17 protein-coding genes, 1 tRNA gene and 1 riboswitch are annotated in these 22,796 nt (G+C 71.4%); of the genes, 4 read left to right on the top strand and 14 right to left on the bottom strand.

What is annotated here, in order from left to right; all coding sequences use genetic code 11:
* Positions 1-102: 102 nt before the first annotated feature.
* Both ACIP84_RS28865 and ACIP84_RS28860 read right to left on the bottom strand, forming a co-directional pair.
* Entirely contained in the window at positions 103-1,005 is a 903-nt protein-coding gene (locus ACIP84_RS28865) for a Bax inhibitor-1/YccA family protein (RefSeq protein WP_401801613.1), read from the bottom strand.
* Between the two features lie 198 nt (positions 1,006-1,203).
* A tRNA-Leu gene (locus ACIP84_RS28860) sits at positions 1,204-1,288 on the bottom strand.
* A gap of 375 nt (positions 1,289-1,663) precedes the next feature.
* Between ACIP84_RS28860 and ACIP84_RS28855 the strand changes: the two genes are divergently transcribed.
* On the top strand, positions 1,664-2,434 hold the full coding sequence (locus ACIP84_RS28855; protein WP_319319006.1) for an ABC transporter ATP-binding protein: 771 nt from the start codon (positions 1,664-1,666) through the stop codon (positions 2,432-2,434).
* A gap of 88 nt (positions 2,435-2,522) precedes the next feature.
* Entirely contained in the window at positions 2,523-5,054 is a 2,532-nt protein-coding gene (locus ACIP84_RS28850) for an FtsX-like permease family protein (protein ID WP_355965723.1), read from the top strand.
* Positions 5,055-5,120: 66 nt separating this feature from the next.
* Here the strand turns inward: ACIP84_RS28850 and ACIP84_RS28845 are convergent, their stop codons facing one another.
* From ACIP84_RS28845 to ACIP84_RS28805, 9 genes are all read right to left on the bottom strand, one after another.
* Positions 5,121-6,428, bottom strand: a complete 1,308-nt coding sequence (locus ACIP84_RS28845) for a class I SAM-dependent methyltransferase (protein ID WP_401801609.1) — start codon at positions 6,426-6,428, stop codon at positions 5,121-5,123.
* Between the two features lie 226 nt (positions 6,429-6,654).
* A complete protein-coding gene (locus ACIP84_RS28840) occupies positions 6,655-8,034 on the bottom strand; it encodes an NAD(P)/FAD-dependent oxidoreductase (RefSeq protein ID WP_015034097.1) in 1,380 nt (459 codons plus the stop codon).
* A gap of 370 nt (positions 8,035-8,404) precedes the next feature.
* Positions 8,405-9,343 (bottom strand): exopolyphosphatase, encoded by a 939-nt coding sequence (locus tag ACIP84_RS28835; RefSeq protein WP_401801606.1) that lies wholly within the window; start codon positions 9,341-9,343, stop codon positions 8,405-8,407.
* Positions 9,340-9,891, bottom strand: coding sequence for a DUF501 domain-containing protein (locus ACIP84_RS28830; protein WP_355965717.1), 552 nt, complete (start codon positions 9,889-9,891; stop codon positions 9,340-9,342). The genes ACIP84_RS28835 and ACIP84_RS28830 overlap by 4 nt, the downstream gene beginning before the upstream one ends.
* Before the next feature lie 32 nt (positions 9,892-9,923).
* Positions 9,924-10,394 (bottom strand): septum formation initiator family protein, encoded by a 471-nt coding sequence (locus ACIP84_RS28825; protein WP_355965715.1) that lies wholly within the window; start codon positions 10,392-10,394, stop codon positions 9,924-9,926.
* Between the two features lie 118 nt (positions 10,395-10,512).
* A complete protein-coding gene (gene eno, locus ACIP84_RS28820) occupies positions 10,513-11,799 on the bottom strand; it encodes a phosphopyruvate hydratase (RefSeq protein WP_055599385.1) in 1,287 nt (428 codons plus the stop codon).
* A 387-nt stretch (positions 11,800-12,186) separates the two neighbouring features.
* The gene (locus ACIP84_RS28815; RefSeq protein ID WP_355965713.1) at positions 12,187-12,912 is read right to left on the bottom strand and encodes a transglycosylase family protein; all 726 of its coding nucleotides are present in this window, start codon (positions 12,910-12,912) and stop codon (positions 12,187-12,189) included.
* A gap of 3 nt (positions 12,913-12,915) precedes the next feature.
* Positions 12,916-13,089: riboswitch (cyclic di-AMP (ydaO/yuaA leader) on the bottom strand.
* 258 nt (positions 13,090-13,347) lie between these two features.
* On the bottom strand, positions 13,348-14,463 hold the full coding sequence (locus ACIP84_RS28810) for a transglycosylase family protein (RefSeq protein WP_401801603.1): 1,116 nt from the start codon (positions 14,461-14,463) through the stop codon (positions 13,348-13,350).
* A 150-nt stretch (positions 14,464-14,613) separates the two neighbouring features.
* A complete protein-coding gene (locus ACIP84_RS28805; protein WP_355965710.1) occupies positions 14,614-15,933 on the bottom strand; it encodes a cytochrome P450 in 1,320 nt (439 codons plus the stop codon).
* Between the two features lie 96 nt (positions 15,934-16,029).
* Between ACIP84_RS28805 and ACIP84_RS28800 the strand changes: the two genes are divergently transcribed.
* A complete protein-coding gene (locus ACIP84_RS28800) occupies positions 16,030-17,229 on the top strand; it encodes a globin domain-containing protein (RefSeq protein ID WP_401801600.1) in 1,200 nt (399 codons plus the stop codon).
* Between the two features lie 203 nt (positions 17,230-17,432).
* On the opposite strand, the gene ACIP84_RS28795 is transcribed toward ACIP84_RS28800, so the two are convergent.
* The 3 genes from ACIP84_RS28795 to ACIP84_RS28785 form a co-directional block, all read right to left on the bottom strand.
* Positions 17,433-18,398 (bottom strand): nucleoside triphosphate pyrophosphohydrolase, encoded by a 966-nt coding sequence (locus ACIP84_RS28795; protein WP_401801598.1) that lies wholly within the window; start codon positions 18,396-18,398, stop codon positions 17,433-17,435.
* 19 nt (positions 18,399-18,417) lie between these two features.
* Positions 18,418-19,062 carry a SurA N-terminal domain-containing protein gene (locus tag ACIP84_RS28790; RefSeq protein WP_355965704.1) on the bottom strand — a complete coding sequence of 215 codons (645 nt, stop codon included), beginning with the start codon at positions 19,060-19,062 and terminating at the stop codon, positions 18,418-18,420.
* 80 nt (positions 19,063-19,142) lie between these two features.
* Positions 19,143-20,174, bottom strand: a complete 1,032-nt coding sequence (locus tag ACIP84_RS28785) for a glycosyltransferase family 2 protein (protein ID WP_401801596.1) — start codon at positions 20,172-20,174, stop codon at positions 19,143-19,145.
* A gap of 126 nt (positions 20,175-20,300) precedes the next feature.
* Here ACIP84_RS28785 and ACIP84_RS28780 point away from each other — a divergent pair, with 126 nt between their 5' ends.
* A complete protein-coding gene (locus ACIP84_RS28780; RefSeq protein ID WP_401801593.1) occupies positions 20,301-22,760 on the top strand; it encodes a YfhO family protein in 2,460 nt (819 codons plus the stop codon).
* Positions 22,761-22,796: the final 36 nt, after the last annotated feature.

Here is a 22,796-nt window from a genome sequence, read left to right as displayed (position 1 = left end):
TCCGACGGGGAAGGTCGGAGCACCGCCCCCGTCCCGACCGGGAACGCGGAAGGGCCCGCCCGGCACGAAGCCGGACGGGCCCTTCCCCCGAGTCGGGACGCGTCAGTCGTCGCCCTGCAGGATCGACAGCAGACGCAGCATCTCCAGGTAGATCCACACCAGGGTCATGGTGAGACCGAAGGCGGCCAGCCAGGCCTCCTCGCGCGGCGCGCCGTAGGTCACGCCGTCCTCGACCTGCTTGAAGTCGAGGGCGAGGAAGCAGGCGCCCAGGATGATGCCGATGACACCGAAGAGGATGCCGAGGCCACCGCTGCGGAAGCCGAGGCCGTCACCGCCGGCGAAGACGGCGAACAGCAGGTTGGTCACCATGAGGAGCATGAAGCCCATCGCGGCGGCCATCACGAAGCCGTAGAAGCGCCGGTTGACCCGGATCCAGCCCATCTTGTAGGCGATCAGCACTCCGGCGAAGACCGCCATCGTGCCGAGGACCGCCTGGATGACCACGCCGTCGGCGATGTACGTCGAGACGGCGGCCGAGATCACTCCGAGGAAGACGCCCTCGAAGGCCGCGTAGCTCAGGATGAGCGCCGGCGACGGCTTGCGCTTGAAGGACTGCACGAGCGACAGCACCAGGGCGACCAGGGCGGCGCCGATGGCGATGCCGTAGGACTTGCCCAGGTTGGCGGGGTCGACCGGCAGGAGCAGCCAGGACAGGACGGCGGTGAACACGACCGTACCGAGCGTCATGGCCGTACGGCTCACGACGTCGTCGATCGTCATCACGTTGCCGCGGGCCTGCTGCGGGGCGCCGAGCTGCGTGTCCTGCGGGGCGTACGGGTTGGTGGCGTACGGGTTCGTCGCGCCCTCGGCATACGGGTTGCCGGTGGCGTACGGGTTGGTTCCGACGGCGGGGCCCCCGGCCTGCGGCTGCTGGCCGTTGAAGCCCGCGGTGCCGTTGTCGCGGCTGAACCCCCGTCGCGAGAAGACCGGGTTGCTGCTCCTCATCTCACTCCTCCATGGCGTGCCGCATGTGCGCGGCCTCGCGTCAAGAGTAATGCGTAGGCAAAAGAAACTCTCTAGTGCTCGGGGAGGATCTTTTCCCGTACGTTCTCGGTCTTCGAGTGGGCCGCCACGGGGGCGGGAGGGTCCACTCGGTGAGTGAGGGGCTTCGCCGGGCCACAGGCGTGACACCTGGGGCCCGGGTGGTGCCCGGAACCGGACTCGAACCGGTACGGCCCGAAGGCCAGCGAGGTTTAAGCTCGCCGTGTCTGCATTCCACCATCCGGGCGTCGCGAAGCTCCGCGTTGGCACATGAGCCTATCCGGGGCGCTTCCCCCGTTCAGCGGAACATCCTCCCGATGTTGTCTTATTTTATTGACGCCTGAGGGTGTGTCAGTGCAGGTGGGAGCCGTTTCACCGAACTGTGACAGGGGTCGCAGGCGCAAAGCCGCACCCCCCGGAATGACGAAAAGTCGTCGCACGTCTGTCACGTCGGCGCGAACCCGGCTCTCAGGGCCGCCGTCATACCTCAGGAGGAGGATCGGACCCCCCGGTCCGACTCGAGACTGCCTCGGGAACGGGCACGTGGGCGGACGATCCGAGCACGAACGCTCGACACGATGGAGGGGTTCCCGAAGAAGCCCCGCAGTGACAGGAGTCCCTCGTGACCACCACCCCCACCGTGTCCCGCGCCACCGCGGTGGCCGCCCGCGCCACGGATCTCTCGAAGGTCTACGGACACGGCGAGACCCAGGTCGTCGCGCTCGATCACGTCACCGTGGACTTCCGCCAGGCCGAGTTCACCGCGATCATGGGCCCCTCCGGCTCCGGCAAGTCGACGCTCATGCACTGCGTCGCCGGCCTCGACTCCTTCTCCTCCGGCTCGGTCCGGATCGGCGAGACAGAGCTCTCCACCCTGAAGGACAAGCAGCTCACCCAGCTGCGCCGGGACAAGATCGGCTTCATCTTCCAGGCCTTCAACCTGCTGCCGACCCTGACGGCCCTGGAGAACATCACCCTGCCGATGGACATCGCCGGCCGGAAGCCCGACAAGCAGTGGGTCCAGCAGGTCATCGACATGCTCGGACTCTCCGCCCGGCTCAGCCACCGCCCCACCGAGCTCTCCGGCGGCCAGCAGCAGCGCGTGGCCGTGGCCCGCGCCCTCGCCTCCCGTCCCGAGATCATCTTCGGTGACGAGCCCACCGGAAACCTGGACTCCCGCTCGGGCGCCGAGGTCCTCGGCTTCCTCCGCAACTCCGTCCGCGAGCTCGGCCAGACCGTCGTCATGGTCACCCACGACCCGGTCGCCGCCTCCTACGCGGACCGCGTGATCTTCCTCGCCGACGGCCGGATCGTCGACGAGATGCTGCACCCGACGGCGGACGGCGTGCTCGACCGCATGAAGGCCTTCGACGCCAAGGGCCGTACGAGCTGACGCGACGGCGCCGGAACCGGACTCGAACCGGTACGGCCCGCGCCTCGCGCTCCCGCCCGCCGCCCCTCCCTTCCTCCAGGACACACCCATGTTCCGTACCGCCCTGCGCAACGTCCTCGCGCACAAGGCGAGACTGCTGATGACCGTCCTCGCCGTGATGCTCGGCGTGGCCTTCGTCTCCGGCACCCTCGTCTTCACCGACACCCTCGGCCAGGCCTTCCGCAACCAGTCGGCCAAGAGCTACGACGACGTCGCCGTCGCCGTCGAGATGTACCCGTCCGCCGAGGACGCCCGGCAGACCCCGGGCCTCTCCCAGCAGGACGTCGACAAGGTCGCGAGGCTCGACGGGGTCGCCTCCGTCACCCCCCGCGTCGACGGCTTCGCCGGCGTGCCCGACAAGAACGGCAAGCTGATCGGCGCCGGCTGGTCCAACAAGGGCACCAACTTCGCCCCCGGCAAGGACGGCAAGGACCGCGCGTACGCCTTCACCTCCGGGAACGGCCCGGCCTCCGCCGGTCAGATCGCGCTCGACAAGGACACCGCCGACAAGGGCGGCTACAAGGTCGGCGACACCGTCCGCGTCGCGACCACGGGCCCGGTGAAGGAGTACGAGCTCTCCGGCGTCTTCACCACCGAGGACGGCGCCGTCAGCGCCGGCGGCAGCCTCGTCGTCTTCGACACCGCCGTCGCGCAGAAGCTCTACCTCAAGCCCGGCTACTACCGGGACCTGGCCGTCAGCGCCACGCCCGGCACGGACGACGAGAAGCTCCTCTCCGAGGTCCTGAAGGTCGTCCCGAAGGCGGCCACCGCGCAGACCGGCGAAGCCCTCGCCGAGCAGCAGGCCAAGGACATCGAGGCCGGTCTCGGCGCGCTCAACCAGGTGCTCCTCGGCTTCGCGGGCATCGCGCTCTTCGTCGGGATCTTCCTGATCTCCAACACCTTCACGATGCTGGTCGCCCAGCGCACCAAGGAACTGGCGCTGATGCGAGCCGTCGGCGCCTCGCGCAAGCAGATCACCCGCTCCGTCCTCGCCGAGGCCGGTCTGGTCGGCCTGCTCGCCTCCGCCGTCGGCTACGTGCTCGGGATCGGCCTGGCCGTCTCGCTCCGCTCGGCCATGAGCGCCTTCGAGATGAAGGTTCCCGGCGGCGGCCTGGTCCTCACCGCCACCCCGGCCGTCAGCGCCTTCGCCGTCGGCGTACTGATCACGATGCTCGCCGCCTGGCTGCCCGGCCGCCGCGCCGCGAAGATCCCGCCGGTCGCCGCCATGAGCAGCGTCCACGCCACCGCGAGCACCAAGTCGCTCGTCGTGCGGAACTCCATCGGTGCGGCGTTCAGCGCCCTCGGTGCCGTGCTCATCGTGCTCGGCGCCGGCCAGGGCGGCGACGAGGGCCGCATGCTCATCGCGGGCGGCGCCTTCCTCGCCCTCATCGGCGTGATCGTCCTGATCCCCTTCCTGTCCCGGCCCGTGATCGCCCTGATCCGCCCCGTCTTCGTGAACCTCTTCGGGGTCTCCGGCAAGCTCGCCGGCCTGAACGCGGTCCGCAACCCGCGCCGCACCGGCGCCACCGCCTCCGCGCTCGCCATCGGCCTGACCCTCGTCACCGGTCTCTCGGTGCTCGGCGCCACGGTCGGCACGGCCCTCGACAAGGCCACGACGGACCAGATCAAGGCCGACTACATGGTCACCATGGCCAGCGGCAACAGCCTGAGCCCGGAGGCGCTGACCGCCTTGGAGAAGGCGCCCGGCGTCACCGCGATCTCCCCGCAGCAGGCGGGCGCCCTGGAGATCAAGGGCTCGTTCGTCTCGGCCTCCGGCGTCACCCCCGGCGACATCGGCAAGGTCCTCAACCTCACCGTCGTGAAGGGCTCGCTGTCCTCCCTCGGCGAGGGCGCGATCGCCGTCGACGAGAAGACCGCCGCGAAGCGCGGCCTGAAGGTCGGCGACACCGTCCCGGTCGAGTACCTCGACAAGCAGAAGGCCGAGCTGACGGTCGGCGCGGTCTTCGAGCCCAGCGAGTTCGTCTCGCCGGTCCTGATCGACCACAAGCTGGTCACCGCGCACGAGGAGCGGGCGGAGATCCGTCAGATCTTCGTCTCGACCGAGGGCGGCGCGAACGCGGCCAACGAGCGGGCCCTGGCGAAGGCCATGGGCGACAACCCCGACATCACGGTGATGGACCACAAGGGCATCCGCGACTCGTTCGGCGGCCCGATCAACCTGATGCTCAACATCATGTACGGCCTGCTCGGCATGGCCCTGATCATCGCGGTCCTCGGCGTCGTCAACACCCTCGCGATGTCCGTCTTCGAGCGCCAGCAGGAGATCGGCATGCTGCGGGCGATCGGTCTCGACCGGCGCCGGGTGAAGCGGATGGTCCGTCTGGAGGCCGTGGTCATCTCGGTGTTCGGCGCGGTCGTCGGCATCGGCCTCGGCTCGTTCCTCGGCTGGGCGATCGGCGAGACCATCAGGGAGCAGATCCCGGGCTACGCCCTGGTCCTGCCCTGGGACCGGATCGGCATCTTCCTGGTCCTGGCCGCCCTGGTCGGCGTCCTCGCCTCCCTGTGGCCGGCCCGCAGCGCGGCCAGGCTGAACATGCTCGCCGCCATCAAGGCCGAGTAGCCCGGCAGCGGAAGCAGCGGTACGAAGGGCCGGTCCCCCACCCGGGGGCCGGCCCTTCGGCGTACCTCAGGCCTTCTCGTTCCAGACGCGCGGCCGCAGCGCCGTGCCGCTCCTCCCCGACACCGGGGTCCGCACGGCGAGGAACTGGTTCACGCCGATCCGGTTGCGCTCGAAGGAGACGGCGGAGGCCGCCATGTACAGCCGCCAGATCCTCGCCCGGCCCGGTGAGGTGAGCCGGACCGCCCGGCCCCACTCGCGCTCCAGGTTGGCCACCCAGCGGCGCAGGGTGAGGGCGTAGTGCTCGCGGATCGCCTCCACGTCCCTGACCTCGAAGCCGGCGTCCTCCAGGGTGCTCAGCGTGCGGCCCATGGGGGCGAGTTCGCCGTCGGGGAAGACGTACGCGTCGATGAAGGCATCGACCTCGTACGCCTCCTCTTCGGGCTCGGGGCGCCGCGAGATCTGGTGGTTGAGGAGCCGCCCGCCGGGCTTGAGGAGCCCGTACAGGATGTCGGCGTACTCCCGGTACCGGACGGCGCCGACGTGCTCGGCCATGCCGATCGAGGAGATCGCGTCGTACGGGCCGTCCGTGACGTCCCGGTAGTCCTGGACGCGGATCTCGATCAGGTCGGTCAGGCCCTCGTCGGCGATCCGCTTGCGGGCGTACGCGGCCTGTTCGCGGGAGAGGGTGATGCCGACGACCCTGGCCCCGTACTCCCGGGCCGCGTGGAGGGCCATGGAGCCCCATCCGCAGCCCACGTCGAGCAGCCGGTCGCCCTCCTTCAGGTTCAGCTTGCGGGCGATCAGGTCCAGCTTGTCGCGCTGGGCGTCCTCCAGGGTCGCGTCGGGGCCGTCGGAGGGCCAGTACGCGCACGAGTAGACCATCGACGGGCCGAGGACCAGCTCGTAGAAGTCGTTGCCCACGTCGTAGTGGTGACTGATCGCCTGCTTGTCGCGGCGCCTGGTGTGCCGGCCGCCGCTGCGGCCGCGCATCTCCTCGGCCGGCGGCTGCGGCGGCAGCGGCGGACCGGCCAGTCTCAGCAGGGCGCGGGCGGCGGCGCGCAGCCTCGGGTCGCGCGCGGACGCGAGCAGCCCCCTGGCGGCCCCGTCACGCTCCCAGAGCAGGCCCGAGAGCCCGTCCAGAAGCTCGTACAGGTCTCCCTCGACGTCCAGCTCCCCGGCCACCCAGGCGCGGGCCAGGCCCAGTTCACCGGGTTTCCAGATCATCCTCCGCAGAGCGCGGCGGTCGCGGACGATCAGGACGGGGCCGCCCACTGGACCGGCCTCACTGCCGTCCCAGGCTCGCAGCCGGACCGGGAGCGGCTCGCCCAGCAGCTCCTCGGCGAGAGTCGTCAGCCGCGACGCGGCGTCGGCCATGGTGCACACCTCCGTGATGTCGTGCCCCAGAAATGCTCGTCACCAAGGGAACACCGTCCGTAGGCGTTTGCAGTCCCGGCACAGCGCAATCAGTCGGCAAAACACGCGAAGGGCCGTCCGCACCACGGATGGCGGACGGCCCTTTTACGGCCTTGCGTGTACTGCTGGTACTGCTCGGTGCTGCTGGTACTGCTCGTGCTGCTGGTCCTGCGTGTACCGCGGGTGCCTAGGAGGCCTTGGCCTTCTCCTGCGCCGGGGCGGCCGGCGCGGGGGCGGGCTTGGCGGCCTCGTAGAACTCCTCGCGCGGCGTCTCGATGGCGCCGAGGGAGACGACCTCACGCTTGAGGAACATCGCGAGGGTCCAGTCGGCGAAGACGCGGATCTTGCGGTTCCAGGTCGGCATCGCCATGCCGTGGTAGCCACGGTGCATGTACCAGGCGAGACGGCCCTTGAGCTTGATCTTCACCTTGCCCATGACGATCATCGCGACGCCCTTGTGCAGACCGAGGCCCGCCACCGCGCCCTTGTTGGCGTGGCTGTACTCCTTCTGCGGGAAGCCGCGCATGCCGGCCACCACGTTGTCGCCGAGGACCTTGGCCTGGCGCAGGGCGTGCTGGGCGTTCGGCGGGCACCAGGCGTTCGGGTTGCCCGCCTTGCGGCCGACCATGTCCGGGACCTGGGCGTTGTCGCCCGCGGCCCACGCGTAGTCGAGGCCGTTGATCTGGAGCTTCTCGTTGCAGTCCACGTGGCCGCGGGGGCCGAGCGGCAGACCGAAGCGGGAGAGCGCCGGGTTCGGCTTCACGCCGGCGGTCCACACGATCGTGTTGGAGTCGACCTCCAGGCCGTTCTTCAGCACGACGTGGCCGTCGACGCAGGAGTCCATGGAGGTCTCGAGGTAGATCTCGATCCCGCGGCTCTCCAGGTGCTCCTTGCCGTACTGGCCGAGCTTGGGGCCCACCTCGGGGAGGATCTTGTCGGCCGCGTCGACCAGGACGAAGCGCATGTCCTCGCGCGACACGTTCTGGTAGTACTTCGCGGCGTCCCGGGCCAGGTCCTCGACCTCGCCGATGGTCTCCGCGCCGGCGAAGCCGCCGCCCACGAAGACGAAGGTCAGCGCCTTGCGGCGGACCTCCTCGTCGGTGGTCGAGTCGGCCTTGTCGAGCTGCTCGAGGACGTGGTTGCGCAGGCCGATGGCCTCCTCGATGCCCTTCATGCCGATGCCCTGCTCGGCGAGGCCGGGGATCGGGAAGGTACGGGAGACGGCGCCCATCGCGATGACGAGGTAGTCGAAAGGCAGCTCGTACGCCTCGCCGACGAGCGGCGCGATCGTGGCGACCTTGCGGTCCTGGTCGATGGTGGTGACCCGGCCGGTGAGCACCTCGGCTCCGCGCACGACGCGTCGCAGCGGGACGACGACGTGGCGCGGCGAGATGCTGCCGGCGGCGGCTTCGGGGAGGAAGGGCTGGTAGGTCATGTACGACCGCGGGTCGACGACCGTGACGGTCGCCTCCGCGTAGCGCATCTTCTTGAGGATGCGCCGAGCTGCGTACAGGCCTACGTACCCGCCGCCTACTACGAGGATCCTGGGACGCTCCGTGGTGCTCATGAGATCGAGTATCCACCCCTCCTGAGGGGGGTGCTCGTGCGCCCCTTCACAAGGTCTCCGGACACCTCTGCTACACTCCGCCGCCCACGTGATCCATGTCATGGTGCTGCAAAGGAACCGGAGTGCCGGGGCGAACGTTGTTCACCCCTTGTGAACTGGCCCGGAGAGCCCCCGTTAACGCTGAACCAGGGCACCCGTTCACACGATGGAAACATCGAGCGAATCGGCCCCCGCGCCTGCGAAAGGGCCCTGCGGCGCCACCCGAAGGGCCCAAAGACCCCCCTCGGGCGCCATCAGGGCCCTTTTCCTTGTGAAGAACTTCACGAACTTTCCCGACGACACGTCGCCGGAGGGCGTCGATAGGGGGCCGCTATGCGACGGATAGGGCGATCCCATCGAGGATGTCGTGCTCACTGACGACGACCTCGTGGGCTCCGACCCGCTCGACGATCTCCCTCAGAACGATCGCGCCGGCGATGATCACGTCGACCCGGCCGGGGTGGATGACGGGGATCGCGGCCCGCTCGGCGTGCGTGGAGGCGAGCAGCCGGTCGGTGACCTCGGCGACCTGGGCGGCGGAGATCCGCGCGTGGTGGATCTTCTCGGAGTCGTACTCCGGGAGCCCGAGGGCGATGGCGGCGACCGTGGTGACCGATCCGGCGAGCCCGACGAGGGTGTCGGCGGTGTCGATCGGGACGGTCTCGGCAGCCAGGTCGAGGGCGGCCCGGACGTCGGCGCGGATCGCGTCGGCCTCCTCGGCGGTCGGCGGGTCGTGCCGGACGTGCCGCTCGGTGAGCCGGACGCATCCGATGTCGACGGAGCGGGCCGCCTCGACGTGCCGGTTGCCGACGACGAACTCGGTCGAGCCGCCGCCGATGTCCACGACCAGCCGGCGGTCGTCGCCGTGCAGCTCGCCGGTGGCGCCGGTGAAGGAGAACGCGGCCTCCTGGTCGCCGGTGATCACCTCGGGTTCGACACCGAGGATCTCCACGACCCCGTTCACGAAGTCCGCGCGGTTCTCGGCGTCGCGGGAGGCGGAGGTGGCGACGAAGCGCAGCTTCTCGACGCCGAGGTCCTTGATGACCTCGGCGTACGCGCGACAGGCGGCGAAGGTCCGCTCCAGGGCCTCGGGGGCGAGCCGGCCGGTCTTGTCGACGCCCTGCCCGAGCCGGACGATCGTCATCCGGCGGTCGAGCTCGACCAGGTCACCCGTGGAGCCCGCGCCGGAGGCGCTGTCGGGCACGGTGACGTCGGCGACGAGCAGGCGGATGGAGTTCGTACCGCAGTCGATTCCGGCGACCCGGGTCACTCCGCCGCCTCCTTCTTCTCCTCGTCCTCGTCCGCGCACGGCGTGACGCAGGCGCCCTTCGCCCACCACTCCGGCAGCATCGCGAGCGCCTCGTCGCCGAACGGGTTCACACCCGGTCCCGCGGCGAGCGAGTGGCCGACGAGGACGTGCAGGCACTTCACGCGGTCCGGCATGCCGCCGGCGCTCGGGAAGCCCTCCAGGACCTCGATGGCGTCACGGCGCGCGATGTAGTCCTCGTGCGCGGCCCGGTAGGCGGCGGCGAGCTCCGGATCGGTGGCGAGCCGGGCCTGCATCTCCTTCATGACCCCGTTGGCCTCCAGGGTCCCGATGGCCGAGGCCGCCCGGGGGCAGGTCAGGTAGTACGTGGTCGGGAACGGCGTGCCGTCGGGGAGCCGGGGCGCGGTCTCGACGACGTCCGGGTTGCCGCACGGGCAGCGGTGCGCGATGGCGCGCAGGCCGCGGGGCGGCCGGCCGAGCTGGAGCTCGAAGGCGGCGATGTCCCGCTCGGTGGGCTCGGTGCGTTCGGTCTGCGGAGGGGGCGTTTCCATGTCTGCCTTGCTCGTCTGGTGCGGAGGAGGGGTCAGGGGCGGTCGGCGTGGTCGACGCCGTCCCAGAGGTTGTCGTACCAGGGGCGGTCCGCCGCGCCCTGGTCGCCGCGGGGCCGGTGCTCCGCGTCGGGGTCGTTCACGGTGAAGCCGGTCTCGCCGGGCAGCACGTAGTGGAGGTGCTCGCGGGCGAGGCGGCGGACGTAGGCCGGGTCCTGGAGCCGGGCCTTCTCGTCCCTGAGTTCCTCGACCCGTCGGGCGGCCTCGGCGGCCCTGCGCTCCTGCTCGGCGATCTCGCCCTGCTGGGAGACGTAGCTCCGCATCGGGTAGGCGAGCGCCACGACGAGGGAGCAGACGACCAGGGCGAGGAAGGCCGCGCGGCCGGTGAGCCGGGAGCGGCGGGCCTGGCGGCGGGTCTGGGAGCGGTAGACACGGGCGGCGGTCTGCTCGCCGAGCAGTCTGATCCGGGTCGCGGTGGAGAACCGGTCCCGGTCCTTCGCGGCCATGTCGTGTCGCCTCCCCTGTTCACGCGGACGTCCCCGCACACGGTACGGGACCGAGTACGGGGACGTACGGAAGCTGCCCTGCGGAGAGGTTCAGCCGTCGATCAGCCTTGCGGGGTGATCAGCCCTTGAAGCGCGGGAAGGCGCTGCGGCCGGCGTAGACCGCGGCGTCGTCGAGGATCTCCTCGATGCGCAGCAGCTGGTTGTACTTGGCGACGCGGTCCGAGCGGGCCGGGGCACCGGTCTTGATCTGGCCGCAGTTCACGGCGACCGCGAGGTCGGCGATGGTGACGTCCTCGGTCTCGCCGGAGCGGTGGGACATCATGCACTTGAAGCCGTTGCGCTGGGCGAGCTCGACGGCGTCGAGGGTCTCGGTCAGCGAGCCGATCTGGTTGACCTTGACCAGGAGGGCGTTCGCGGTGCCCTCCTCGATGCCGCGGGCCAGGCGCTCCGGGTTGGTGACGAAGAGGTCGTCGCCGACGATCTGGACCTTGGAGCCCAGCTTGTCGGTGAGGACCTTCCAGCCGGCCCAGTCGTCCTCGTACAGCGGGTCCTCGATGGACACCATCGGGTACGCGGAGACGAGCTCCTCGTAGTACTCGGTCATCTCGGCGGCCGAGCGGGACTTGCCCTCGAACTCGTACTTGCCGTCCTTGTAGAACTCGGACGCGGCCACGTCGAGCGCGAGCGCGACGTCGGAGCCCGGGGTGTAGCCGGCCTCCTTGATGGCCTCGACGATGAGGTCGAGGGCGGCGCGGTTCGACTCGAGGTTCGGCGCGAAGCCGCCCTCGTCGCCGAGGCCGGTGGAGAGGCCCTTGCGCTTCAGGACGGCCTTGAGGGTGTGGTAGATCTCGGCGCCCCAGCGGAGGGCCTCGGAGAAGGACTCCGCGCCGATCGGGGCGATCATGAACTCCTGGATGTCCACGTTGGAGTCGGCGTGCGACCCACCGTTGAGGATGTTCATCATCGGAACGGGCAGCAGGTGCGCGTTCGGGCCGCCGAGGTAGCGGAAGAGCGGGAGGTCCGAGGCCTCGGACGCGGCGTGCGCGACGGCGAGGGAGACGCCGAGGATGGCGTTGGCGCCGAGGGAGCCCTTGTTCTCGGTGGCGTCCAGGTCGAACATGGCCTGGTCGATCAGGCGCTGCTCGGTGGCGTCGTAGCCGACGAGCTCCGGGCCGATCTGCTCGATGACGGCGAGGACGGCCTTCTCGACACCCTTGCCCAGGTAGCGGTTCGGGTCACCGTCGCGAAGCTCGATGGCCTCGAACGCACCGGTGGAGGCGCCGGACGGAACAGCAGCACGACCGGTGCTGCCGTCGTCGAGGCCGACCTCGACCTCGACCGTGGGGTTGCCTCGGGAGTCCAGGATTTCCCGGGCTACGACGACGTCGATGGACGGCACGAGCATCTCCTTTTTGGGATGTGACGCTGGATGTGACGCAAGGTCGGTGCAGGGTCGCTTGGCCTTGCGACAAGAGCCTAACCGGCTCGGGGGCTCCGGCCAGCCGGGCGCCCGCCCCCTGGGACGAAAAAGGACCCAAGGGCATGCATGTAGGGACGAAGGACCCCAGATCTACCGGCCGGTAACCGCGCCGGGCGTCCGGTTCGCCCGCGGGCTCTCCCCTTAGTACCTCCGCGAGTACCGCCGTACGCCGCCATACGACTCCGTACGACTCCGGAAACGGGGGAACCCCGGCCCGACGCGCACGGGGGATGGGCGCGCCGGGCCGGGGTGGTCACCGCGGGAGGGTCGGAGGGGCCGCGTGAGCCGCCGGACTCACGCGAGCCGCCGGGCTCACTTCAGGTGAAGCTGCTGGCCCGGGTAGATCAGGTCGGCGTTCTCGACGACGTCCTTGTTCAGCTCGAAGAGCTTGGTCCAGCCGCCCTTGACGCCGTGCGCCTGGGCGATCTTGCCGAGGGTGTCGCCGGCCACGACCTTGTACTCGCCGTCGCCCTTCTTGACCTTCTTGCCGGTCGGGGTGGTGACGGTCTTCTTCGCGGCGGCCTGCGGAGCGGCCTGCTGCTGCGTGGCCTTCTTCGGGGCCTGGCGCTGCTCGCTGCGGGTGGTCGGCTGCTCGGCCTTCCGCTCCTGCTGCGGCTGCTGGGTGCTCTGCTGCGGCGCGCTCTCGGCGGCGCCGGTGTTCGGCGAGGCGCCGGAGAGGCCCACGCCGCAGGACGGCCAGGCGCCCTTGCCCTGGCCCGCGAGGACCTTCTCGGCGATGGCGATCTGCTGGGACTTCGACGCCTGGTTGGCGGTCGCGGCGTAGGCGGTGCCGCCGTACGCGGCCCAGGTGGAGGCGGAGAACTGCAGGCCGCCGTAGTAGCCGTTGCCCGTGTTGATGGACCAGTTGCCGCCGGACTCGCACGCGGCGACGGTGTCCCACTCGGAGACCGTGGCGGCCGAGGCGGTGCCCGCGGTCATCAGCGGGGCGGCGACGGCGACACCGGTGACGCCGACGAGCGTGACGACCTGGGTGGCCTTGGAGGGACGGCGGTGTTTGCCCTTACCGGAAAACAGCATGGAGATTCTCCTCACCGACGCCTGTGAGGTGAGCTGTCGGGTTCGGGCCGGAAAGTTGCCCGGCCGCGTGTCCTAGCACGCGGCTTCACCCCAAGCCGTTCGCCGGCCGTCTGTCTCAACGGCCGGGACCGGCACTTACCTTGGGTCCCCCACTCCTGCCTTCGGCGCTTGCGCGACGACTGTTCCCATCGGCCGACGGCAGGATTCGGCGTTTCGGTCGACGGGGCCCGCGGTGGCGAGCGGTGACGACCGTAGACACAGACCCACCGGAAGTTCAAAGAGGCGTATTGCGGAAATAACGCCCCTACTTGCCTTCCGGTGGGGGGTGTTTGTGCAGGTGAGAGGTGACGGGAGCAAAGTTTGCGGACGGGACACGCCAGTTGGGGCGAAGAGACCCATGTCTCACTTGCCCAGAACCGGACATACAGCCCCGAATCACTCCGCCGGGGCGGTCGAACCGTTCGTCAGGTCGAGGGCCTGACCAGGGAGGATGAGGTCCGGATCCAGGCCCACGGTCTGCCGGTTGGCGTCGTAGAGGGCGGTCCAGCCGCCGGGGAGTTCGTTCTCCTGTGCAATGTCGGACAGATTGTCGCCCGGCTGCACGAGGTAGGCGCCCGACTTGCCCTGACTGTCCGTTGCGTCCGATTCCATCGACGCGTCAGCCGGAGACTTCCCCGCGGGCTTTTCGGCCAACTTGTTGTCCGACGAGGCATGTCTACCTGATTCGGCAGAACTGTCCGGGTTGCCGGTTTCCTCCGGGGCGGCGTCGCCCCGGTGCTTCCCGGTTCCGGGAGTGGCCGGCGACACGTCGTCCGTCGGGCCGCCGGGCGTGGTCGCCCCCGGCCCGGTGGGCGTACCGGGCGTGACCGGCGTAACGGACTCATCGGGCGTGCCCGGAGTGGTGGGCACCGTCGGGTGGCTCGGGTCGGTCGACACGGAGGGGCTCGCCGGGGTGGTCGGCGAGACGGGAGCGGTCGGCGAGACGGGAGTGGCGGGTGCGGTGGGCGAGGCCGACTCCGTGGCCTTCTTCGCACCTTCGGAGTCCTTGGACTCCTTCGCCTCCGCCGAGGACGCCCCGGAGGTCCCGGGAAGGCCGGTGGTCCAGTTCGACTCGGGAACCGGGCCCGTGGGGGCCTTGGGGACGCTCGCGGGGCCGGGGTCCACGCCGGGCGAGGTGCCGTCGTTCGTCAGGCCGGCGATCGGCGCGCAGGTGGCCCACTCGGTGGAGCCCTTCGCAAGGGCCTTCTCGGCCACCGCGATCTGCTGGGCGCGGCTGGCCAGGTCGGGGCTGGGCGCGTACGTCAGGCCGCCGTTCCGCTCCCAGCTGTCCTGGGTGAACTGGAGCCCGCCGTACATGCCGTTGCCGAAGTTGGCGCTCCACTGGCCGCCGGACTCGCACTCGGCGACGCGGTCCCAGGTGGCGGCGTCGGCGGCGGAGGCGGACCCGGTGGCGAGCAGCGGCAGCGCCATGGCGGAGCCGGTCACGCCCGCGGCGACGACGATTGCGGGGGCCTGACGGGGGCGACGGTGACGTCCGTTCCCGGAACGCATAGGAGCGCCTTTCGCGTGACGACTGTGTGGACGACCCGAGTTGCCGGACGTGGCCGAATTACTCAACCACGTTGACGAACCGAGCTGACGGGGAAGGTAGCCGTATTCGAACGCTCATCACAAGTCGATGCACCCGCGATCACGTGAAGATCACAGTTCTGACGGATCATCACTTCGTGGAGGTCGTGCGGAAGGGGAGAACTCCACCGGAAGCGTGCGCAATCCGCGCATGATGAGCCCTCCGCGCCAGCGCAGTTCCTCGGGATCGGCGGCAAGTCGCAGGTCCGGAAGGCGCGTCAGCAGGGTGGCGAGCGCGGTCTGTCCCTCGAGCCGCGCGAGCGGTGCGCCCAGGCAGTAGTGGATGCCGTGCCCGTACCCGAGGTGCTGGTTGTCGCGCCGGGCCAGGTCCAGGACGTCCGGCCCGTCGAACCGCTCCGGGTCCCGGTCCGCGGCGGCGAGCACCACGAGGACGGGGTCGCCCGCCGGGATGTCCTGCCCGCCGATGGTCAGCGGCTCGGTCGCGTACCGCCAGGTGGCCATCTCCACCGGCCCGTCGTACCGCAGCAGCTCCTCGATCCCGGTCTCCAGGAGCCCGGTCTCCCCCGCCGCGATCGACGCCTGGAGCAGCTCGCGCTGCGCGGGGTGGCGCAGGAGCTGGTACAGGCCGTTGCCGATGAGGTTGACGGTCGTCTCGAAGCCGGCGAAGAGAAGGATGAACGCCATGGCGGCGGCCTCGTTCTCGGTGAGGTGCTCGCCGTGGTCCGAGGCCTTGATGAGTCCCGAGATGAGGTCGTCCGCCCCCTCCTGCCGCAGGCCTTCCCGCTTGCGGTGGATCAGCTCGGCGAGATAGCCGCGCATCTTCTTCACCGACCGCGCGACCCCGCCCCGCGGGCCTCCGCCGTGCCGGATCATCATCCCGGCCCAGTCGCGGAAGTCGTCCTGGTCCTCCTCGGGCACGCCGAGCAGGTCGCAGATCGCGTAGATGGGGAGCGGGAAGGCGAACTCGTGGATGAGGTCCGCGCTCCCCTTCTCCACGAAGGCGTCGATGAGCCGGTCGGTCAGCTCCTGCACGCGCGGGGCGAACTCGGCGACCCGGCGCGGGGTGAAGGCCTTGGAGACGAGGCGCCGCAGCCGGGTGTGGTCCGGCGGGTCGATGTTGAGCAGATGCGTCATCAGCTCGGCCTTGCGCTCGCCCGGGATGCCCGTCTTCCCCTTGGCGTGCGGGGACTCGTCGTGGTGCGCGGGGTTCTTGGAGAGCCGCTGGTCGGCGAGGGCCTGCCGGGCGTCCCCGTACCGCGTCACCAGCCAGGCCTCGACCCCGCTGGGCAGCGTCGTCCGGTGCACGGGCGCGTGCTCGCGGAGCCAGGCGTACGCGGGATACGGATCGCTCGCGAACTCCCAGGTGAAGAGCTCGGGGGCGGGGGGCGACGCGGGGCAGGAGGCGGGACCGGTTCCGGGGGTGGTGCTCACTCCCCGACCGTACAGGGCGGTCCGGAAGGTGCGGTCTGTCGGATCCTGTGATCAAGAAGGGGGCGGTGCCCTAGATTCTTGTCAGTGGATCCTCAGATGCTCAGAAGCACGTTCGCGGTCGTCGAGAGACGGGCCGAACACGCCGTCACCTTCTTCTACTCGCATCTGTTCTGGAACAACCCCGCCATGCGCGAGCTGTTCCCCGAGGACATGCAGCCCCAACGGGACCGGCTCTTCGCCGCGCTCACCCATGTGGTGACCCATCTGGAGTCCCCGGGGCTCGCCGCGTACCTGGGGCAGCTGGGCCGCGACCACCGCAGGTTCCTCGCCTCGCCCGCGCTCTACGCCGCCGTCGGGTCGAGCCTGCTCGCCGCGTTCGCGCACGCCGCCGGAGCCGCCTGGAGCCAGGAGGCGGAGAAGGCCTGGACCGAGGCGTACGGGCACGTCGCCGATCTGATGCTGGCGGGTGCCGAGGAGGCGGTCGGGGCCGGTGAGCCCGCCTGGTGGGACGCGGACGTCGTCCGGCACGAGCGGTACGGCGAGGACCTGGCCGTCCTCACCCTGCGGCCCCGGCAGCCCTTCCCCTTCCTTCCCGGGCAGTACGTCAGCGTCAGCTCGCCGCGCGTCCCGCGTGTCTGGCGCACCTACTCCCTCGCGGACGCGCCCCGTCCCGACGGCACGGTCGAGCTCCATGTGAGCCGGATCCCGGGCGGCGCGATGAGCACGGCCCTCGTCGACGGGACGGGTCCGGGCGAGACGCTGCGGCTGAGCGCTCCGGGCGGCGGCCTCACCGCGCGCACGGAGCCGGGCGGACTCCGTACCTATGTATGCGCGGGTACGGGCTGGGCGCCGGTGAGGGCGCTCCTCTCCGAGGCGGCGGAGGCCGAGCCGGAGCTGAAGGGCCGGCTGTTCGTGGTGGCCCGTGCGAAGGAATACCTGTACGGCCGGCGGGACGCGGAGCGACTGAAGAAACGTCTCAGCGGACTCAGCGTCACCTACATCACCTCGGCCCCCGGCCATCGCAAGGACCAGGCGACCGAACGGCTCGTCCAGGCACTGCGGGCCTGCGTCCACTGGCCCTCGCACGACGTCTACCTCGCCGGCCCGCCCGGCTTCCTGACCGAGGTCGCGGAGGTGCTGGTGGAGCTGGGCACCGACCCGTACCGGATCCACCACGACACCCTGCAGCCCGTGGGCCCCTTCACCGCCCGCCCGAACACCGCCGCGGAGCGCCTCCTGGGCCCGCCGCCCCCGCTCTGGCACAACCCGGGCGCCCGGGCGCCGCGCGAGCCGTGACGCCGGCCGGCGTCAGCCGAGCAGAGCGCGAGCCTGAGACCGCACATGAGCGCGAGCCCTAGCCCGAGACCGCACCTGAGCCCGAGCCCGAGCTGAGACCGAGCCTGGGCTGAGCCCGAGCAGAGCGCGAGCCCGGGACCGCACCTGAGCCCGAGCCCGAGCTGAGACCGAGCCTGGGCTGAGCCCGAGCCGGCCGCGTACGGCTACGCCTTCACACCCTCCGCCGCGCGGATCGCCTCCCGGTACGTCCGGGCCGCCGCGCGCAGCGCCGCCTCCGGGTCCACGCCCTCCGCCTCCGCGCGGACCGCGAGGGCGAGCAGCTCGTAACCGATGCCCCGCTCCGACGGAAGGGCCACGTCGAGGCCCGCCCCACGCGCCCGGCCCCCGAGCTTCGCCGCGAGCGCGAGCCCCGGCTGCCCCAGCGGCACGCCGTCCGTCACGGACTCCCGCTGCTTCTCGACCGCCTTGGTGCGCAGCCAGTGGGCCCGTACCTCCTCCGGCGTCTCCGCCGTCGCGTCCCCGAAGACGTGCGGGTGCCGGTGGACCAGCTTCGCGACGAGGTCGCCGGCGACGTCGTCCACGGAGAAGGGCTCCTCCGGGTCCTCCTCGGCGATCCTGGCGTGGAAGACCACCTGCAGGAGGACGTCGCCGAGCTCCTCGCGCAGCGCTTCCCGGTCGTCGTCCTCGATCGCCTCGACGAGCTCGTACGCCTCCTCGATGCCGTACCTGACGAGCTCCTTGTGCGTCTGCCGCGAGGACCACGGGCACTCCCGCCGGATGCGGTCCATGATCTGCACGAGGTCCAGGAGCCGGGCGCCGGGCAGGTCGTACGAGCCGGGCAGCAGTTCCAGGTCCGGCATCGTGAGGCGGCCCGAGCCGGCGAGCCGGGCGAGGCCGTCGGTCAGCGCCCGGTCGCCCTCGCCGGAGGGCAGCAGCAGGACCGTACGGCCCCCGGCGCACGCCTCGACGAGCTCCTCGGCGGTGAGCCCGAGGTGCTCGACGGCGACCCCTGCCTCCCGCAGGTACGGCAGCTGGGGGTGGTGCTCGTCGGGGCAGAGCACCCGGTCCGCGCCGTGCAGCGCCTGCCAGGCGGGCCAGGACAGCAGTCCGGGTGCCACACGGTGGCTGGCGGTGAGCAGAACGATGCGGCCGGGGCTCTCAGATGTCACCCCTTGAACTTACTCCGCCTCACGCACCGGCCGGGACGGCGCCCGGATCCTGGGTGAGCTGCCGCAGCCAGGGCGCGGTGGTGTTGCCGAGCCGGACCTGGGCGTCGTCCCAGGCGCCGTAGCGCGGGTTCACGTCGATGTCGAGGGCCTTGGAGGCGGCGGCGAAGACCTCCGTCAGCTTCCGCTGGCCCTCGGGGGTGTCCGTGACGCCCAGCTTGGCGGCGATCTTGTTCATGAGGACGTTGCGGCGGACGACGTCGTCGATCTGGCCGGGCGCCACGCCCTGCTCCTGGAGGAGGACGTCGGCGAGCCGGTCCGCGCCGCCGCTCTCGCGGACGAACGCGGTCCTGGTCTCCTGGAGCTCGGCGCGGGTGACACCGACGCCGTTGTCCGCGGCGACCTTGTCGACGACCCGGTCGAAGATCATGACGTTGAGCTTGCGGCGGGGCAGGTCACCGGTGGCCTGGACGAGCTGGGCGGCCTGCGGGGAGCGCTCCTGGGCGGCGCGCACGTCCTGCACCTGTGCCTGCAGGCTGGAGACGTCGATCCGTTCGCCGCCGACGACGGCCGCCGCTCCTGGGTGGGCGTCACTGCCGCAGGCGGTGAGCAGCGGGGCCGCGGCGAGCAGTGCGGCGGAGACGGTGAGCGCAGTGCGGCGGTGCAAAGGAGCCTCCCGGGCTGGTCGTGCGTCAGTTGAACGACCTTGCGGTGATCGATGTTAGGGAGTCGCCCGGGCCGGAGCCACTACTTCGGTGCGACTGTTTCCCACAACGACTCACCGGCACGCCGGGTGTCGGCCGGTACCGGACCCGTGTCCGCCCCCTCGCGCGCCCCTTCGTACGTCCCTTCGTACGCCCCCTCGTGCGTCTCCTTGACCAGGTAGTGCGGGCGTCGCTTGACCTCGTAGTAGATGCGCCCGACGTACTCGCCGATCAGTCCGACCATCACCATCTGCACGCCGGCGAGGGCGGTGACGGCCACGAGGAGGGTCACGTAGCCGGGTGTGTCGACGCCGTTGACCAGCGCGTCTGCGACGATCCAGGCCGCGTATCCGAGGGCGACGAGGACGAGCAGGAAGCCGAGGTGGACGGCGGCCCTGAGCGGCTTGTTGTTGAAGGAGAGGAGGCCGTCGAGGCCGTAGTTGAGGAGCTTGCCGAAGGTCCACTTGGAGCGGCCCTCCTCGCGGACGGCGTTCTCGTACGAGAACGTCGTCGTCCGGAAGCCGACCCAGGAGAAGAGGCCCTTGGAGAAGCGGTTGTACTCGCCGAGACCGAGGACCGCGTCGACGGTACGGCGCGACAGGAGCCGGAAGTCCCCGACGCCGTCCACCAGCTCCACGTCGACGAGCCGGTTGATCGCCCGGTAGTAGAGGCGGGCGGTCAGGGTGCGGGTGACGCGGTCGCCCTCGCGGGTGCGGCGGGCGACGACCTGGTCGTACCCCTCGGAGTGCAGCGCGACCATGCGGTGCACCAGCTCGGGCGGGTGCTGGAGGTCGGCGTCCATGATCACGACGGCGTCGCCCGCGGCGTTGCGGAGGCCGGCCAGCATCGCCGCCTCCTTGCCGAAGTTCCGGCTGAAGGAGACGTACCGGACGTGGCGGGAGTCGCGCGCGGCGAGCTCCTGGAGGAGCGGGAGCGTCCCGTCCCGACTTCCGTCGTCGACGTAGACGATCTCGAACTCGCCTGTCAGCTTGGCGAGTTCGGTGGTCACGTGGTCGTGGAAACGGGCGAGGACGTCTTCCTCGTTGAAGCACGGGACGACGATCGAGAGCAGCACGCGGACCACGACAACGGAGCTTGGTGTCCCGGCCGGTCCGCATGGATGGCGTCCAGAAGACCATTGAGTGAACTGGGTCGCGGGGAACGGACTTTCCCGGTCGGACGCTGGCATATTCGACGGGTCATGTCGAACGCCACTCGAACGCGGGGCTCCGCACCGCCCGCCCTCACACCCACCGCCGTGGCCGGCGCGACCCGGCTCACGGCCGGGGGCCCGCGCTCCCTGCTCCTCGCCGCGCTGCTCACCGTGCTCGCCGTCTGCGGCGGCGACGCCGCCGCCCGGGTCTTCCCCTTCGGGCCGCGCCACCGGGCCGTCAACGACCTCGCGAACCAGTTCGTGCCGTTCCACGCGCACCTGTGGGACCTGCTGCGCGGCCGGGCGGACGGCGGTCCGCTGCTCGACTGGCAGGCCGGCTGGGGCACGAGCTTCCTCCCCGACTACGGCACCTACGTGTCGAGCCCCTTCGCCCCGCTGGTCGCGCTGTTCCCGCGCGGGGACATCGAGTACGCGGTGTACGGGATCACCGTCCTGAAGACGGCGGTCGCGGCGGCGGCCATGACGTACCTGCTGCGCCGCCTCGGCCCCGGCACCTGGTGGTGGGCGTCGGCCCTCGGCGCCTCGTACGCGCTCTGCGGCTGGTCGCTCGCGGAGGGCACGTACAACCCGATGTGGCTGGACGGCCTGATCGCCTTCCCGCTGCTCTGCCTGGTGGGCGAGTGGGTACGGGAGAGCAGGCGGCCGCTGCTCGGCCCGCTGGTGGTCGCGGTCTGCTGGGTGGCGAACTTCTACACGGCGTACATGGCGACGATCGGGGCGGCGCTGGTCCTGGTGGCGCGGCTCGGCACCGGCGCGCGCCTCGGCACCGGCGCGCGCCTCGGCACCGGCATGCGCCTCGGTGCCGTGCGCACTCTCCTGCGCGCCGGGCTGACGACCGGGACCGGGATCGCCCTCGCGGCGCCCGTCCTGGTCCCCGTCTTCCTCGGCTCGCGTCACGCCCACCCCGGCCTGGTGCGGGAGTTCGACCCGGCGCCCGCCACGGACGTCCTCGCCCGGCTGCTCCCCGTGACGTACAGCTTCTCCACCCCGGCGGCCTTCGTCTCCACGGCGGTGCTGCTGCTCGTCGCCGCGCTGCTGTTCCGCCGCGAGATCCCCGGCCGGGAGCGGTGGCTGTGGGCCGGCCTGTGCGCGGCGGTCCCGGCCTCGATGCAGTGGGGTCCGACACACCTCCTCTGGCATGCCTTCGCCACCCCGAACGGCAGCCCGTACCGCCAGACCTTCGTCCTCTCCGGCGTCCTCGTCCTCGCCGCGTGGACCGGCTTCGCCCACGGCCGCCCGGACCGCCGGGCGCTGCTCGGCGGGACGGCGGTGGTCGCGGCCCTGTCCCTCGGATCGCTCCCGAGCCCCTTCCTCACGTCCTGGGCACTCGTCCTCACGGCCGTGGGCCTGGCGGCGGTGGCGGGTGCGCTGCTGCTCCCGCGCCGGGGCCGGTACGGGGTGCTCGCCGCGCTCCTGGTCGTCGGCACCGTGGTCGGCCAGGCGGCGGCGACGACCGCGTACGCCGACCGGGAGCGGCTGGTCCGGCTCGACGACTACCCGCCGTGGGGCGCCGGGCAGCAGCGGCGGGCGGCGGCCCTGGCGCAGGCGGACGGCTGGCCCGCGTACCGCACGGACCCCGGTCTGCCCCGAGTGGCGGGCAACGACCCGCTGCTCCTCGGCGGCCAGGGCGCCGCGTACTACAGCAGCCACACCCCGGCGGTCCTGACGGAGACGCTCACCGCGCTGGGCGGCGGCTGGACGTCCCGGGGCCGGAACCTGCTGAGCCTGGACAACCCGGTGACGGACGCGCTGTTCGGGGTGGGGGCGCGGTGGCGGGACGGGAAGGTGGTCCGCGCGGAGCCGTCGGCGCCGCCGCTGCCGCTGGTGACGGTACGGCCGCCGGGCCCGGCCCCGGCGTACGGCAGGTCCCCGTTCCGCAACCAGGAACTCCTGCTGGGCGCGCGGGTGTACGAGGCCCCGGGGGCGGGCGGTGCGTGCCGGGTCGGCACGGAGGTCTTCCTCTGGGCCCCGGACGCGACGGGCACGGCCCGCCTGGGCGCGTACGAGACGCGGCTGCTCGGCGGCCGGCCGAAGCGGCTGGCGGCGCTGACGTCCCTGGGCGTGCAGCAGCGGGAGGGGATCAGGCCCCGGGTCCCGCCCGGCGGGACCGCCGAGATCGCCTGCCTCGACCACGACCGCCTGCACGCGGCCGTGGCGGGGCTCCGCGCCCGGGCGGCGACGAGGATCGACGTCCGGGACGACGGCCTGACGGCCACGCTGCCGCCGGGCGTGACGGGCACGGCGGTGGTGGCCGCCCCGAGGATCGCGGGCTGGCGGTGCGAGGGCGGGAAGGCGGGTTCGTACGGCGGCCTGCTCGCCCTCGACGTCCGCCCGGGCACGTCGGCCATGACCTGCCGCTTCCGCCCGCCGGGCCTGCGGGCGGGGACGGCGGCGGGAGCGGCGGGCGCGCTGCTCCTCGCCGCGTCCCTGTGGCTCGGTGCCAGGAGCCGCCGGAGGACGGAGGGACCGGCCCCTCTCAGCCGGTGAGTGCGCGCTGCTTCGCTGAGGATGACGTGAGGAGCA

It is taken from the genome of Streptomyces sp. NPDC088707, assembly GCF_044752725.1.
Lineage (GTDB): Bacteria > Actinomycetota > Actinomycetes > Streptomycetales > Streptomycetaceae > Streptomyces.
Note: the sequence above shows the minus strand (reverse complement) of the source record. Positions and strands in the feature narration are given on the sequence as shown.